Annotated in this window: 15 protein-coding genes; 5 read left to right on the forward strand and 10 right to left on the reverse strand. The window is 64.1% G+C overall.

All coding sequences use genetic code 11. The features are described 5' to 3' along the window. Nucleotides 1–46 precede the first annotated feature (46 nt). On the reverse strand, nt 47–1,957 hold the full coding sequence (locus ACIPZG_RS11325) for an ATP-binding cassette domain-containing protein (RefSeq protein ID WP_400713549.1): 1,911 nt from the start codon (nt 1,955–1,957) through the stop codon (nt 47–49). A 50-nt stretch (nt 1,958–2,007) separates the two neighbouring features. Between ACIPZG_RS11325 and ACIPZG_RS11330 the strand changes: the two genes are divergently transcribed. Further along, entirely contained in the window at nt 2,008–2,490 is a 483-nt protein-coding gene (locus ACIPZG_RS11330) for a TIGR02444 family protein (RefSeq protein WP_400713552.1), read from the forward strand. On the opposite strand, the gene ACIPZG_RS11335 is transcribed toward ACIPZG_RS11330, so the two are convergent. Then, on the reverse strand, nt 2,466–3,539 hold the full coding sequence (locus ACIPZG_RS11335) for an AlgP family protein (RefSeq protein ID WP_400713555.1): 1,074 nt from the start codon (nt 3,537–3,539) through the stop codon (nt 2,466–2,468). The two genes, ACIPZG_RS11330 and ACIPZG_RS11335, sit on opposite strands and share 25 nt — an antisense overlap. 223 nt (nt 3,540–3,762) lie before the next feature. On the opposite strand from ACIPZG_RS11335, the gene ACIPZG_RS11340 reads away from it, so the two are divergent. Next, nucleotides 3,763–4,428: an FKBP-type peptidyl-prolyl cis-trans isomerase gene (locus ACIPZG_RS11340; RefSeq protein ID WP_400713558.1), complete on the forward strand. Its 666-nt coding sequence runs from the start codon at nt 3,763–3,765 to the stop codon at nt 4,426–4,428. Nucleotides 4,429–4,436: 8 nt separating this feature from the next. Here ACIPZG_RS11340 and ACIPZG_RS11345 read toward each other — a convergent pair whose 3' ends face one another. The 7 genes from ACIPZG_RS11345 to ACIPZG_RS11375 form a co-directional block, all read right to left on the reverse strand. Further along, complete coding sequence (locus ACIPZG_RS11345) at nt 4,437–4,907, reverse strand: Rsd/AlgQ family anti-sigma factor (protein ID WP_008099451.1); 471 nt, start codon at nt 4,905–4,907, stop codon at nt 4,437–4,439. 230 nt (nt 4,908–5,137) lie between these two features. Beyond that, nucleotides 5,138–5,641, reverse strand: coding sequence for a disulfide bond formation protein B (locus ACIPZG_RS11350; RefSeq protein WP_400713561.1), 504 nt, complete (start codon nt 5,639–5,641; stop codon nt 5,138–5,140). 222 nt (nt 5,642–5,863) lie between these two features. Then, nucleotides 5,864–7,102, reverse strand: a complete 1,239-nt coding sequence (locus tag ACIPZG_RS11355; RefSeq protein ID WP_400713564.1) for a heme biosynthesis protein HemY — start codon at nt 7,100–7,102, stop codon at nt 5,864–5,866. Then, complete coding sequence (locus ACIPZG_RS11360) at nt 7,099–8,199, reverse strand: uroporphyrinogen-III C-methyltransferase (RefSeq protein WP_400713567.1); 1,101 nt, start codon at nt 8,197–8,199, stop codon at nt 7,099–7,101. The genes ACIPZG_RS11355 and ACIPZG_RS11360 overlap by 4 nt, the downstream gene beginning before the upstream one ends. 45 nt (nt 8,200–8,244) lie before the next feature. Further along, nucleotides 8,245–9,012, reverse strand: a complete 768-nt coding sequence (locus ACIPZG_RS11365) for a uroporphyrinogen-III synthase (protein ID WP_400713570.1) — start codon at nt 9,010–9,012, stop codon at nt 8,245–8,247. Beyond that, complete coding sequence (hemC, locus tag ACIPZG_RS11370) at nt 9,009–9,950, reverse strand: hydroxymethylbilane synthase (protein WP_400713573.1); 942 nt, start codon at nt 9,948–9,950, stop codon at nt 9,009–9,011. The genes ACIPZG_RS11365 and hemC overlap by 4 nt, the downstream gene beginning before the upstream one ends. A 202-nt stretch (nt 9,951–10,152) precedes the next feature. After that, nucleotides 10,153–10,896: a LytTR family DNA-binding domain-containing protein gene (locus tag ACIPZG_RS11375; RefSeq protein WP_008099465.1), complete on the reverse strand. Its 744-nt coding sequence runs from the start codon at nt 10,894–10,896 to the stop codon at nt 10,153–10,155. Between the two features lie 309 nt (nt 10,897–11,205). On the opposite strand from ACIPZG_RS11375, the gene argH reads away from it, so the two are divergent. Beyond that, nucleotides 11,206–12,600 (forward strand): argininosuccinate lyase, encoded by a 1,395-nt coding sequence (argH, locus tag ACIPZG_RS11380; protein ID WP_008099466.1) that lies wholly within the window; start codon nt 11,206–11,208, stop codon nt 12,598–12,600. Nucleotides 12,601–12,719: 119 nt separating this feature from the next. Here argH and ACIPZG_RS11385 read toward each other — a convergent pair whose 3' ends face one another. After that, a complete protein-coding gene (locus tag ACIPZG_RS11385; protein WP_400713576.1) occupies nt 12,720–13,382 on the reverse strand; it encodes a glutathione S-transferase in 663 nt (220 codons plus the stop codon). A gap of 111 nt (nt 13,383–13,493) precedes the next feature. On the opposite strand from ACIPZG_RS11385, the gene ACIPZG_RS11390 reads away from it, so the two are divergent. Beyond that, a complete protein-coding gene (locus ACIPZG_RS11390; RefSeq protein WP_008090823.1) occupies nt 13,494–13,796 on the forward strand; it encodes a hypothetical protein in 303 nt (100 codons plus the stop codon). 69 nt (nt 13,797–13,865) lie between these two features. Beyond that, entirely contained in the window at nt 13,866–14,111 is a 246-nt protein-coding gene (locus ACIPZG_RS11395; protein ID WP_008090821.1) for a TIGR02647 family protein, read from the forward strand. The last annotated feature ends 146 nt before the right edge of the window (nt 14,112–14,257 follow it).

Genomic DNA, 14,257 nt, shown 5'->3' on the forward strand with positions numbered 1-14,257 from the left:
AGCGGGCTTGTCCCGCGAAAGGGCCAGTACCGACGACATCAATGGATCAGGACAACGCCTCTAGCTCAGCCTGCATGCTCTCGAGGGTCTCCAGGGCTTCCATCCACCCCTCTTCAAGCTCGCCTTCACGCTGCTTGAGCTTGGTCTGCCGCGCCAGCAGGTCACGCAGCTCATCCTTGCGTGCCGCCTCATACAATCCACTGTCACCCAACGCCGTCTCGATCTCGGCCAACTGCGCATGCACCTGGTTGAGCTCAGTCTCCAGCTTGTCGGCGACCTTCTTGTGCGGCGCCAGCTGCTGACGCAAGGCTGCAGCAGCCTGACGCTGGGCCTTCTTGTCGGTCTTGTCCGGGTTGACCGGGGCATTGCTCGCCGGCGCACTGCGCTGACGGAACTCGACCAGCCAGCGGCTGTAGTCGTCCAGGTCGCCATCGAAGGTGTCGACCTTGCCGTCGGCCACCAGCAGGAACTCGTCGGTGGTGCTCTTGAGCAGATGACGGTCGTGGGAAACCACCACCACGGCACCGGAAAACTCCTGCAACGCCATGGTCAGCGCCAGGCGCATTTCCAGGTCCAGGTGGTTGGTCGGTTCGTCGAGCAGCAACAGGTTAGGCCGTTCCCAGGCGATCAGTGCCAGGGCCAGCCGGGCCTTCTCACCACCGGAGAAATTCACCACCGGCTCGTCGACGCGATCACCGTGGAAGTCGAAGCCACCGAGGAAGTCGCGCAGGGTCTGCTCGCGCTCGGTCGGGGCAATGCGCTGCAGGTGCAGCAGCGGGCTGGCCTTGTCGTCCAGCGAGTCGAGCTGGTGCTGGGCGAAGTAGCCAACGGCAAGGTTCTCGCCACGCACCAGGCGGCCCGACAGCGGCTCGAGTTCGCCGGCAAGGTTCTTGATCAGGGTCGACTTGCCGGCGCCGTTAGGGCCCAGCAGGCCGATCCGCGCACCCGGCACCAGCTGCAGTTTGACCTTGTCGAGGATGGCCTTGTCGCCATAGCCGAGGCGGCCTTCGGAGAGGCTCAGCAGCGGGCTGGAAATCTTCGCCGACTCGCGGAAGACGAAGTCGAACGGCGAATCGACATGTGCCGCCGACAGCTCCTCCATGCGCTCCAGGGCCTTGATCCGGCTCTGCGCCTGGCGGGCCTTGGTGGCCTGGGCCTTGAAGCGGGCAATATACTTTTCCATGTGCGCGCGCTGGGCCTGCTGCTTCTCGTAGGCTTGCTGCTGCTGCGCCAGGCGCTCGGCGCGGGTGCGCTCGAAGGCGCTGTAGCCGCCTTTGTACAGATTGAGTTTGCGCTGCTCGACATGCAGCACATGGTCGACCACGGCATCGAGGAAGTCGCGGTCGTGGGAGATCAGCAACAGTGTGCCGGGGTAGCCCTTGAGCCAGTCTTCGAGCCACAGGATGGCATCGAGGTCCAGGTGGTTGGTCGGTTCGTCGAGCAGCAACAGGTCGGACGGGCACATCAATGCCTGGGCCAGGTTCAGGCGCATCCGCCAGCCACCGGAGAAGTCACCGACCTGGCGGTCCATCTGCTCATTGGTGAAGCCAAGGCCCGCCAGCAGCTTGCGCGCACGCGCATCGGCGGTGTAGCCGTCGGCGCTTTCCAGCTCACTGTGCAGGCGCGCCAGCGCGGTGCCGTCGTGGGCCTGCTCGGCCACGGCGAGCTCGGCCTGGACTTTGCGCAGGCGTGCATCGCCGTCGAGCACATAGTCCACGGCCAGGCGATCGAGGGTATCGACCTCCTGGCGCATGTGGGCGATGCGCCAGTCAGCGGGCAGCTGGCAGTCGCCGCCATCGGGCGACAGCTCGCCGCGCAGCAAGGCGAACAGGCTGGATTTACCGGCACCGTTGGCGCCGATCAGGCCGGCCTTGTGACCGGTGTGCAGGGTCATCTCGGCGCCTTCTAGCAAGCGCTGCGGACCACGCTGTAAAGTGAGGTTGGATAGTCTGATCATGATGGTCGCGGAGTCTACCAGCTTCCTCGGCCCGTAGCGTGAGTGGAATCATGTACACCGACCTGTGGAATCACGCCTTGGCCCTGTATGCACGGCCCGGTGTCGAAACGGCCTGTTTGCACGTGCAGGCACTGGATGGCGACGTCTGCCTGCTGCTGTGTGCGACCTGGTTGCAGGCGCGTGGCGTCGCGCCAAGCCCTGCGCGCGCAGCCGCATTGCGCGCACTTGCAGAACCTTGGCAGCGGCAAGTGGTGACGCCTCTGCGCAGCCTGCGCCAGGCATGGCGAACGCCCGCGCAGCACGACCCGCACCTGGCAGCGCTGAGAGAGCAAGTGAAAGGGCTGGAACTACAAGCAGAGAGGACGTTGCTGGAGCGCTTGCAGGCGTGCGCTGAGCAATGGTCCGCAGACGCGCACGCGAGTACGGGCGACTGGCTGGTCTTGCTGGCACCCGGCCAGGCCCGTGGCCACGACGCGCTGGAACAGTTGCGCGTCGCGGCCGCAGGGCTTCAGGAGGCCGACGAAGGCGCCTGAGTCGAGGTACTGGCGGGTGCCGAAGGTGCTGCCGGAGCGGCAGCCGAGTTGGTCACCGGTGCAGGGGCGGTCGAAGTAGCCGGTTTGGCTTCGGCCGGCTTGCTCGCAACCGGCTTGGCGGCTGGCTTGGCGGCAGTCCTGGCAGCGGGCTTGGCTGCTGGCTTGGCAGCGGGCTTGGCTGCGACAGGCTTGGCGGCTGCCGGCTTGGCGGCTGCCGGCTTGGCAGGCGCTTTAGCCGCAGCAGACTTGGCGGCCGGTTTCGCAGCTGGCTTGGCCGCTGCAGGTTTTGCAGCCGGCTTGGCGGCAGCGGTTTTGGCTGCGGCTGGCTTGGCGGCGGGTTTAGCGGCAGCAGCTCTTGCCGGAGCGGCTTTGGCGGCGGCCGGCTTGGCAGCAGGTTTAGCCGCAGCAGCTTTGGCGGGTGCCTTGGCAGCGGCTGGCTTGGCAGCTGCAGTGCGAGCTGGAGCCTTGGCAGCAGCTGGCTTGGCAGCTGCGGTTCGCGCTGGAGCCTTGGCGGCAGCTGGCTTGGCAGCTGCGGTTCGCGCTGGAGCCTTGGCGGCGGCAGCGCGAGCAGGTGCCTTGGCCGGTGCCTTGGCAGCGGGTTTTGCCGCCGCCTTGGCAGCGGCAGGTTTAGCCGATTTGGCCGCGACCGCGCGCTGGTCCAGTGCCTTGCCAGCCGCTTCGCGCACCTTGCCAACACCCTGGGCCAGTTTCAGACTTTCCTGAGCATCGCGCTTGAGTTGCTGAATATAAGTACGGGTCTGCGTCTGGCGGTCCTTGAGCGCATCGAGCAACCCTTCGAGTTCACCGATGGCTTTCTGCGCCTTGCCCTGTGCCTTGGCTTTGCCTGCCTTGGCCGCGTCCTGCAACTTCAGGCGACCGTTATGCAGTTTCTCCTGGGCCTTGACGCGTTGCTTTTCCAACTTGGCCAGCAGTTTTTCCGCATCAGCCAGCGCTTGCGAGCAGGCATCTTCCAAATGTTCGAGCAGGCTGCCCGAAAGTTGTTGGAGCAGGTGTAACGGCGTACTTACTGGCTTCTTTTTGGCCGACATGGTTTACCTCCTGGCTGACGAGTTTGCGGCTCATACTATGCTTCTGCTGCTACTGCCGCTAGGGCATGTGACCGTATCACTCGCGCCGCGTTGCATGCCTGGGCAAAGTTGTTATCTTGCAGCTCCGTGCAAGTGTAGTTGCTTAACAAATCGCTGCTGATAATTACGCATTGCTGCCCAACGAGACTGGCATACTTCATCGCTCATTGAGCTGGAGTTGAGCATGCCTCGTTATCTTGTATTAGGCCTGTGCCTGGTGGCGCCCTTCACCCAGGCCACCCCCGAAGCTGCCCCCAACGGCGACCCTGACCTTGCCTACAGCCTTGGCGCCAGCCTGGGCGAACGCCTGCGCCAGGAGGTCCCTGGGCTGCAGCTGGAGGCATTGGTCGAAGGCCTGCGCCAGTCCTATCAGAACCAGCCACTGAAGCTCGACAAGGCACGCATGCAAGCGATTCTGCAGCAGCATGACGCGCAGGCGGGCAACGCAGCCGAGCAGGCCGAAGCGACGCAATTGCAAGCGGTCGAAACGCGATTCATGGCCAGTGAACGCGCACGTGCCGGCGTGCATGAGCTGCCAGAAGGTGTGCTTTACAGTGAGCTGAGCAGCGGCAATGGCGCACAGCCAAAAGCCAACGGCAAGGTGCAGGTGCGCTATGTCGGGAGGCTGCCGGATGGCTCGGTATTCGACCAGAACCAGCAGCCGCAATGGTTCAGCCTGGATTCGGTGATCGAAGGCTGGCAGGTGGCGTTGCCGCAGATGAAAGTGGGCTCGAAATGGCGCCTGGTGATCCCTTCGGCCCAAGCCTACGGTGCCGAGGGCGCAGGTGACCTGATCGCGCCCTACACACCACTGGTATTCGAGATCGAGCTGCTGGCGGTCGGCGACTGATACAGGCCTCAGGCCTGGACCACGCCCTCTTCCTTGTGCGCGGTGTGCAGCACCTCGATCAGGCAGTCTTCCAGCTCGAAGCGCTCGTGCAGCAGGCTGCCGAGCTTGCCCAGTTTCTCGGCGAAGCGTTCGGTATCCGTGCACTCGCCCTTCTCGCAGTGGTCATTGAAGGCCAATGCAATCTGGGTGATGTCGTTGATCCTTGGGTTGATTTCTTCAGCCAGTTTCAAGGCCTTCTCGTCACCGAATGCCTTGGCCTCGGTGACCAGTTGCTCGCTGACTTCGAAATGCCAAGCTGACACGTAATCGACCAACACCGCGCAAAAATCGCGGTTCTTGTCCTTGTCTGCAAAAGCTGGCTTGGCATCGCGCAAGGCGCGGAAAGCCTGAACCAGCTCCTCTCGTTCCTTGAGCCAGCGGTCGATCAGCTTGTGAACCCCACCCCAGCGTTCCTGGGCGTTCTGACAACTATCGAGCATGGCGATCTCTTCCCTTCTGGGTAGATGCCGCTGCACCTCGCACCACGACATGCAGCACAAAGGTGACATCAGCAGGACGGCATCGAGCAGTTGTGTTTTCAGTATGCGTGCTGGGAGATTATTCCCGCGCGTGCTGACCATCAAGGTACGCAGCAGACAAAGTTCATACAAGCGTTTAATACCCCTGCGCAGCACCACTGGTCGCGCTAGCGCCAAGGCCTTGCGCTGGGTCAAGTTTTGCCGAGGGTGCGGAATCGATACGCCAGCAGGAAGACCACGGGCAGCGTCGCCAGCAGCACGAAAGTCAACAGACTCCACTCGGGCAAGGTGAGCTCAAGAAAGCTCCAGGTCAGAGAGCTGCAGTCCGGGCCACCCAGCAGCAACTGCCGGGCCACTTCGCTCCAGGGCTGTTCGAACAGAGGACAGATCGAGGTTGGGCAAGCATGGCTGGCAAGGTCGGCCCCCTGTAACCAGACATGCCGCGCCGCCAGTAGCGCTCCCAGGGACGAACTGGCCAGCGCTGCCCATGCATACCGCCGAACACCCACCGAGCCGGGCGCATGCACAGCGGCGCACAGGCAGATCGCGGCATACACGCCCAACAGCACACGCTGGCTGAGACACAGCGGGCAAGGCATCAGCCCGAGGGTCACTTCCAGGTAAAAGGACGCGACCAGCACAGCCAACGAGGCCAGGCAGGTGGGTAGAAAAAACGTGCGCAGACGGGCCGACATGGGTGATGGAGGTCCGGTGGTGAATGAAGTGGCTTGAAACGGTAGAGGAAAGACGCGCTTTGTTTCAAGGCAAGACAGCGGCGAGAAGTCACTGAGCGGAGGGGGAAAACTCCAACTGAACCGTAGGAGAATTCTTTGGAATGGTGATGGAGATGTAACCTGATTCGTTAGGGAAATTATCTGCACCCTGGGCCCGCGCCGCTGCGCGGGCCCAGGGGTCGGTCATGCGCGCACGCCTTCTGGCAATGGCAATGCCAGCAGGCGCTCATCGAGCAGGCCCAGCCCTTCCTGGAACAACTGGTTGCTACGTTCAGTCTCGCCTAGCCCAGCCAGCAACCTGGCAAGCTCGGCACAGGTTTCCGGGTTGCGCTCCATGCGCAGGCTGCTTTCCAGGTAATCACGGGCCTTGCCCCACAGGCGATTCTGCAAGCTCAGGCGACCGAGCGTGAGCAGCAGGCTCGGGTCCTCCGGATGATCCTTGAGCCAGGCTTCGGCCGTTTGCAATTGACGCGCCGGGTCATCGCCGCGCACCAAACCATACAAGCGCGCCAGATGGCTCTCGTATTCGCGCTTGAGTGCGCCGCGCAGTACCTGCTCGGCTTCGCCCTGGGCCCCCACCTGACGCAACTGCTCGGCATAAGCCAGTACCAACTGCGGCTCCTGGCGCTGCGCCGAGGTCAATTGCTGCCAAGCACGCTCCAGTGACTGGCGAGCGCTCTGCGAATCGTCGCCACGGGTGGACGCCAGGCTCAGGTTCTGGCCCCAGGCACGCTGCTCCAATGCGGCAAGCTCATTGACCGGGAGCACCTTGTGCTTGCGCAGGTCGGGCAACAGACGAATCAAGGCCGACCAGTCGCCACGTTCCAGGTACAGGCGCTGCAGCAGACGCAGCACCTGATTGTTCTGCGGATGCCGCTCTTGCATGGCCAGCAGGGTTTCCAGGGCGCCATCGCTTTCGCCACGGTCCAGCTGCAACTGTGCGTGGGTCAGGGCAATGGCCAGTTCGGCCTGGGGCTGGCGCTCCAGGGCGCGCTCAAGCAGGCTGTCGCTGTCTTGTACGCGGCCCTGTTCATTGGCCGCGCGCGCTGCGCCCAGGTAGTACAGCAGCGGCTGGCGTTCAGCTTCGGCGGCACGGTGCAGGTGGCGCTGCGCGCTGGCCCAACGGCCCTCGGCGAGGTCCAGCTGGCCCTGTTCGATGGCAATGCGCACGCGTCGGCTACGGTTGCGCCGCGACCACGGGTTGACCACACCACTGGAAATCAGGACCAGACCCACCAGGTAACGCAGCAGCCACACCAGTGCGACAATGGCGACCAGCGCGGCGAGCGCTGCCCACAGCCCGGACTGGTAGCGGAAGCCGCCATAGGAAATCAGCACGTAGCCACTGTGCTTGGCCACCGCGATGCCCAGCGCCGCGGCGATCACGATCGCCAGCACCGCCAGCAGGTAGACACGCTTCATGGCTTGCCCTCTTCGTTTTCGGCGGGCAGGTGGCGGCGCTGAATGTAGGCCTGTACCGCTGCCAGGCTCTCGCTCAAGTCAGGGGTCACCACCGAGACAGGCTGATCGGCCAGCGCGTTGAGGCTGTCGAGCATGGCCTTGCTCTGCGGGTTGTCCGCGTTGAAGTTGGCCAGCAGTACGCTGCGCGCGTCATCCAGGGCCTGGGTGTAGACCTTGGCCTCGCCGTTGAGCGCAGCCCACTGGGCTTGTTCGATGGTCAGGCTCAGGGCCAGGCGTAGCTGGTTGAGCGACTGCCCGGCCAGCAGCGGCCGCACATTCTCGTCAGCGTCGAAATCGATCTGGAAGTACTTGGAGATCTCGGCCCACCACTGCGACAGCCGGCTGGCACCATCGCCATCGGCAGTCAGGGCGCCGAGCGCATCGGCATGGCTGTCGAACTCCGGCGACTGGGCGCTGAGCTGCTGTACCAGGTCACGCTGGGCGGCCAACTTGAGGAACAGGCCGGTGCGGTCCGGTTGCTGGGTGCTGTTGAGTGTCGCCAGGCTGCGCGCCAGTTGCTCACGGGCGGCGAAGGCGCCAGGGTCGCTCTGCTCGCGAAGGATCTCGTCGGCGCCTTCGACCAGCGCCTTGGCGCTGGTGATGTCCTGCAACGCCGAGAGGCGCAGGGTGGCCAGGCGCAACAGGTGCTCGGCCTCGGCCAGGCGCCATTCCTTGCGGCTCTCGCCCAGTACGGTTTCCAGGCGCTGGCTGAGGCGTTGCTGGTCGCTCTGCAGTTGCGCCACCAGGCGGCGGCGGTCTTCCAGCTCGCTGGCGGCCGGCAGGCTGGCCAACTGGGCGCTGATCTGCTGCTCGCGCTGCTGCAGCGCGGCAGCGCGCTGGTTCAACGCCTCCAGATGCTGGCCCTGGTTCACTTCACTGCCTTGCAGCTGCCGCACCTGCCAGACACCCCAACCGCCCACCGCAACCCCGGCAGCGCCCACCAGTAACGCCAGCAGGGCCAGGCCGCTGCCAGAGCGTTTGGCAGATGGGGGGGTAACCGGTTGCGTCGGCTCCTGGGCCGACGGCTGATCATTGTTCGACAAGACAGTTTCGCTCACGTATCCATCCTTTGCATGGGGGCACTCCGCTCTGAGCTTAGCGCCTTAAGAGGCAGGTGCAGCGCTGCGCTGCACGGCTGCCAGCAAGGCCGTGGCACTGGCACCACGGCAATCCACAACCTGTTGCGCCCCGGCGGCCCGTGCCTGCTCGGCGACGCGCGGGCTTGGCACGAACAACGGCAGGCGCGCCACCCGCGGCCAATCGGCGGCGGCCAGCTGCTGCAAGTGTTCAAGACCCTGCCCACTGCTGACCACCAGGCCATTGAGGCGTTCCGCTTCGATGCGGCGCAGCAATGTGCCCGCCGGGTACTCCGGCAGGCAGCGACGATACAGTTCCAGATAATCGACACTAGCACCTTGCTCTGCAAGACGCTCGGCCAGCAGTTCGCGACCTCCGACACCGCGAACGATCAACACGCGCGCAGTGGCAACCGCCATGGCCTCTCGCAGGGCCGGGAGTGCAAGCAAAGCCTCGCTGTCGTCGCCCTGTTTGGGAAAGGCCACTTGCAAGCCCGCGTCACGCAGCACCGCCGCCGTGGCTTCGCCAACGGTGAACCAGCCTTTCTGCGGGGGCTGCAGGCCGTTTTGCGCGACGCGCTCGAGGAGCAGCCTGGCGGCCGGCTTGCTGACCACGATCAGTGCCTGATAGCTGGACAGTGCGGCCAGCTTCTGGCGCTGCGCATCCTCCAGCTCGACCGGCTCGATCGCCAGCAAGGGCAGGCAACTGCTGGCCACGCCAGCGGCTGCCAGGCTCTGGGCCAGCGTTGCACAGTCATCGGCAGGCCGCGTCAGCAAGAGGCGCCAGGGGCTCACGGGTGCCCGGCCTCGCCGTAGACTTCCTTCAGAATGGCTTCAGCGCCCTGGCCCAGCAGGTCTTCGGCAACCTGTACACCCAAGGCTTCGGCGTTGCTGCGCGGGGCGCGAGCGTCGGCCACCAGCAGGGTGCCACCGCTGGGTTGGCCGACAAGGCCACGCAGCCACAATTGCTCGCCTTCCAGCACTGCATAGCAGGCGATGGGCACCTGGCAGCCGCCGTTCAGACGCTTGTTCAAGGCGCGCTCGGCCACTACTCGGTCGGCGGTGTCGGCATGGTGCAGTGGCGCCAGCAAGGCATGAATCTCGCTGTCCGCGCTGCGGCATTCGATACCTACCGCGCCCTGGCCGCCAGCCGGCAGGCTGTCGTCGACACTGATGGAGGCGGTGATGCGCTGTTCGAAGCCGAGACGAATCAGGCCGGCAGCGGCGAGGATGATCGCGTCGTACTCGCCGGCATCGAGCTTGGCCAGGCGGGTGTTGACGTTGCCCCGCAGGAAATGGATTTTCAGGTCGGGCCGGCGCGCCAGCAACTGGGCCTGGCGACGCAGGCTGGAGGTGCCGACGATGCTGCCTGCCGGCAGGGCATCGAGGCTGGCGAAGTGGTTGGACACGAAGGCGTCACGCGGGTCTTCGCGCTCGCAGATGCAGTACAGGCCCAGGCCTTCGGGGAAGTCCATGGGCACGTCCTTCATCGAGTGCACGGCGATGTCGGCTTCGTTTTCGAGCAAGGCGGTTTCCAGTTCCTTGACGAACAGGCCCTTGCCACCGATTTTCGCCAGCGGCGCATCGAGCAGCTTGTCGCCCCGACTGACCATGGGCACCAGGGTGACCAGCAGGCCGGGGTGCGCCTGCTCGAGGCGGGCTTTGACGTATTCGGCCTGCCACAGGGCCAAGGCACTTTTACGGGTGGCAATGCGGATTTCGCGAGTGGACATGGAACGCCCCGATGCTTAGGAATGCTGTCGATGATAACAGCTCCGCCGGTGCCTGTAGGAGCGGCCTTGCGTCGCGAAAGGGCTGCGCAGCAGCCCCGGGGTCTGTGAGTTGAAGCATCAATTCTGGGGCCGCTGCGCAGCCCTTTCCGACCGGTCCGGCGCCCCGGCAAGGCCGCTCCTACAAAAGATGCGCAGAACCTGTTCAGAGCGTCTGCATCATCTTGCGCACGCCAGCCACGTGCCGTCGGCTGACGGTCAGGGCGTCACCGTCCAGGCCTTTGAGGAACAGCTGGAAATGCCCAAGCGGCGTACGCTGCAGGCGTTCGATGCGCTCGCGGGCGACCAGGGCGTTGCGGTGGATCCGCACGAATCGCTCGCCGAACTCGTCCTCCAGAGCCTTGAGCGGCTCATCGAGCAGCACCTCTCCGGCTTCGTGGCGCAACGTCACGTACTTGTGGTCGGCAATGAAATAGATCACCTGCGGCAAAGGGATCAGCTCGATGCCCTTGCGCGTGCGCGCGCTGATATGGCTGCGCGGCCCCCCGCCTTCACTGCCTGGCCGGGTCAAGGCCGCCAGCTGAGTACGGTTGGGCTTCTCTGCCTTGCGCAACGCTTCGCGCAGGGCCTGGGGTTGGATTGGCTTGGTTACATGGCTGAGGGTACTGTCCTTGAACGCCTCGGCACCGTATTCATCGTCACCGGTACAGAACACCACCGACGGGGGTGCCTCGCGCTCGCACAGGCGAGCGGCGACCTGCAGGCCATCCAGGCCCGGCATGCCGATATCCAGCAGGACCACATCGGGCTTGTGGCTTTCGATCAGGGCCAGGGCCTCCTCGCCGTTGGTGGCGCTGGGCTCCAGCACGGTGTACCCCTCCAGTTCCCCGAAGAGCCGCGTCAGGCGTTCACGGGCCAGGGGTTCATCATCAACGATCAGGACATTCATAATTGCTCTGGATTCCTGAGTGAGTCTCGCACAGGTATAGCGTAGACAGATGCAGGTCGAGCGACACTGCGGTCACGCTCTAGACCAGTGCGAAGGCCAAAGATTCACTGAGCCGGCAGATTCACCGCCAGTCCTTTGTCCAACTGTAGACGGTCCGTGGAACACTGCCGTTCAATCGGTGAATATCCGCTTCGCCCACCTTTACCCTGGTTTGCCGCAGATTTCTCTCGACCGGCGTCCTTCGGCGGCACGCCCAACCCTGCTATTATCGGCGGCACTTTTTCGTTCACGCCTTCAACGAGTGAATCCATGAGCACCGACAAGACCAATCAGTCCTGGGGCGGCCGCTTCAGTGAACCCGTCGACGCCTTCGTCGCCCGCTTCACCGCTTCGGTCGATTTCGACAAGCGCCTGTACCGCCACGACATCATGGGTTCGATCGCCCACGCCACCATGTTGGCGCAGGTCGGCGTGCTCAGCGATGCCGAACGCGACACCATCATCGACGGCCTGAAGACCATTCAGGGCGAGATCGAGGCCGGCAACTTCGACTGGCGCGTGGACCTCGAAGATGTGCACATGAACATCGAGGCCCGCCTCACCGACCGTATCGGCATCACCGGCAAGAAGCTGCATACCGGCCGTAGCCGCAACGACCAGGTGGCCACCGACATTCGCCTGTGGCTGCGTGACGAAATCGACCTGATCCTGGCCGAAATCACCCGCCTGCAGCAGGGCCTGCTGGAGCAGGCCGAGCGTGAAGCCGACACCATCATGCCGGGCTTCACCCACCTGCAGACAGCCCAGCCGGTCACCTTCGGCCACCACCTGCTGGCCTGGTTCGAAATGCTCAGCCGCGACTACGAGCGCCTGGTCGACTGCCGCAAGCGCGCCAACCGCATGCCCCTGGGCAGCGCCGCGCTGGCCGGCACCACCTACCCGATCGACCGTGAACTGACCTGCAAGCTGCTGGGCTTCGAAGCCGTGGCCGGCAACTCGCTGGACGGCGTCTCGGACCGTGACTTCGCCATCGAATTCTGCGCCGCTGCCAGCGTGGCGATGATGCACCTGTCGCGCTTCTCCGAAGAGCTCGTGCTGTGGACCAGCGCGCAGTTCCAGTTCGTCGACCTGCCCGATCGTTTCTGCACCGGCAGCTCGATCATGCCGCAGAAGAAGAACCCGGACGTCCCTGAACTGGTGCGTGGCAAGAGCGGCCGTGTGTTCGGCGCCCTGACCGGCCTGCTGACCTTGATGAAGGGCCAGCCGCTGGCCTACAACAAGGACAACCAGGAAGACAAGGAGCCGCTGTTCGACGCCGCCGACACCCTGCGCGATTCGCTGCGTGCCTTTGCCGACATGATCCCGGCGATCAAACCGCGCCATGCGATCATGCGCGAAGCGGCCCTGCGCGGCTTCTCCACCGCGACCGACCTTGCCGACTACCTGGTACGCCGTGGCCTGCCGTTCCGCGACTGCCACGAAATCGTCGGTCATGCAGTGAAGTATGGCGTCGATACCGGCAAGGACCTGGCAGAGATGAGCCTGGAAGAATTGCGCCAGTTCAGCGACCAGATCGAGCAGGACGTGTTCGCCGTGCTGACGCTCGAAGGCTCGGTGAATGCGCGTGACCACATTGGTGGTACGGCGCCGGCGCAGGTGCGTGCAGCTGTCGTGCGCGGCAAGGCTTTGCTGGCTTCGCGCTGATCTAGACCCTGGGGCTGCTTCGCAGCCCTATCGCGACACAAGGCCGCTCCTACAGGGGTACGCGATTCCCTGTAGGAGCGGCCTTGCGTCGCGAAAGGGCCGCAAAGCGGCCCCTGCCCTCAGCGCTTGCCGCTGCGAATCATCTCCAGGAAGGCCGGCATCGACGCCTCCTTGTCCGCCACGATCTGCGCCATGTGCGGATTCTCGCGCATCTTCTCCAGCAACGCCTTGGCCTCCGGGAAGTCCGCGAGGAAGTCGACGTTGAGTACTTTCTTGCCCACTGCATAGGCCAGATCGACCGAGAAGCAGAACATCAAGTCAGCCAGTGTCAGCTCTTCACCCGCCACATAAGGTGCAAAGCGGCCATTGCGCTTGAGCGTGGCAAACCCCGCCAGCAGGTCGGCCCGTGCACGTTCCTTGATCAACGGTTCCACCGACGCGCCGAAGAACGACTCGGGATAGCAGGTACGTGCCGGCAGCTCGATGTACAGTTCGATTTCCTTGAGCAGCTCGCGCACCTTGGCCTGTTCGAACGGGTCGGCCGGCAGCAGCGCCTTGCCACCCTGGCTCTGCTCGATATAGTCGAGGATCACGCTGGTCTCGCTGAGAAAGCCGTGTTCGGTCTCCAGCGCCGGCACCTTGCCACGTGGGCTGATTTCCAGCGCCTGCGGCGCCTGTCCACCATAGAACGTGACCTCCTCGAACGGCAGGCCTTTTTCCAGCAACGCCAGCTTGACCATGTTGTAGTAGTTGCTGACCGCGAATCCGTGAAGCTTGAGCATGGGTAACAGCCTCCAGGCCGTAGGGGGATGGCCCGGCTTTTATAGACCGATCGGCAAGGCATGACCAGCGCGGGCGTGGCAAACTGTATCCCCCACATCAGGAGTAGCGCCATGAGCGAGCCCACCGACATCGACAATGACGACGACGAAGCCTTCGCCGAGGCAACGCTGACCCAGGCCATCGAGAACCAGATCGAAAGCGGCGAACCGCCGGCGGCCAAGGCCACGTTCAACAAGCTGAGCCTGGTCGGTTACGAGCGCGAAGACATCCTCAATCTCATGGCCCATGTACTCGCCATCGAGATCGACAACATGCTCGCAGAGGATCGCCCATTCAACGCCGAGTGGTACGAAACCGCCCTGCGCGCGCTTCCCGAGCTGCCACCTGAGGCAGATCAAGGCGAGGACGAATAACCCGACTACACTCCAGGATCAGGCACCGCTGGCGGTGCCGCCATCCTTGTCTGGAAGTCAGGAGTCGCCATGTCCTTCACCCCCGAACTGATCGCCGAACTGGAAGTACTCGCCCTGTTCAACCTGGACAGCAGCCAGGAAGGCATCAAGATTCACGCGAACGCAGCACCCGCCCTTGTCGCCGCGGCAAAACGCCTGCACGAGAAGCAGTTGACCGACCAGCCCGATGGCGGATACCTCACCAGCCTGGGGCACGACGCGGCTGAGAGCGTGCAACTGCTGCTGAACATTCTCAAGACCCCGCAGCCTGCGTAAACCTGTACCGGCCCTATCGCCGGCAAGCCGGCTCCCACAAGGTCAGCGGTGATCGATGTGGGAGCCGGCTTGCCGGCGATAGGGCCCGCACAGACGCTAGAAAAATGGCGTCAAAAACCAACACGCTGCTTATCCGAGTGCTCCAC

The organism is Pseudomonas sp. NPDC089395 (assembly GCF_044749525.1).
Classification (GTDB): Bacteria; Pseudomonadota; Gammaproteobacteria; order Pseudomonadales; family Pseudomonadaceae; genus Aquipseudomonas.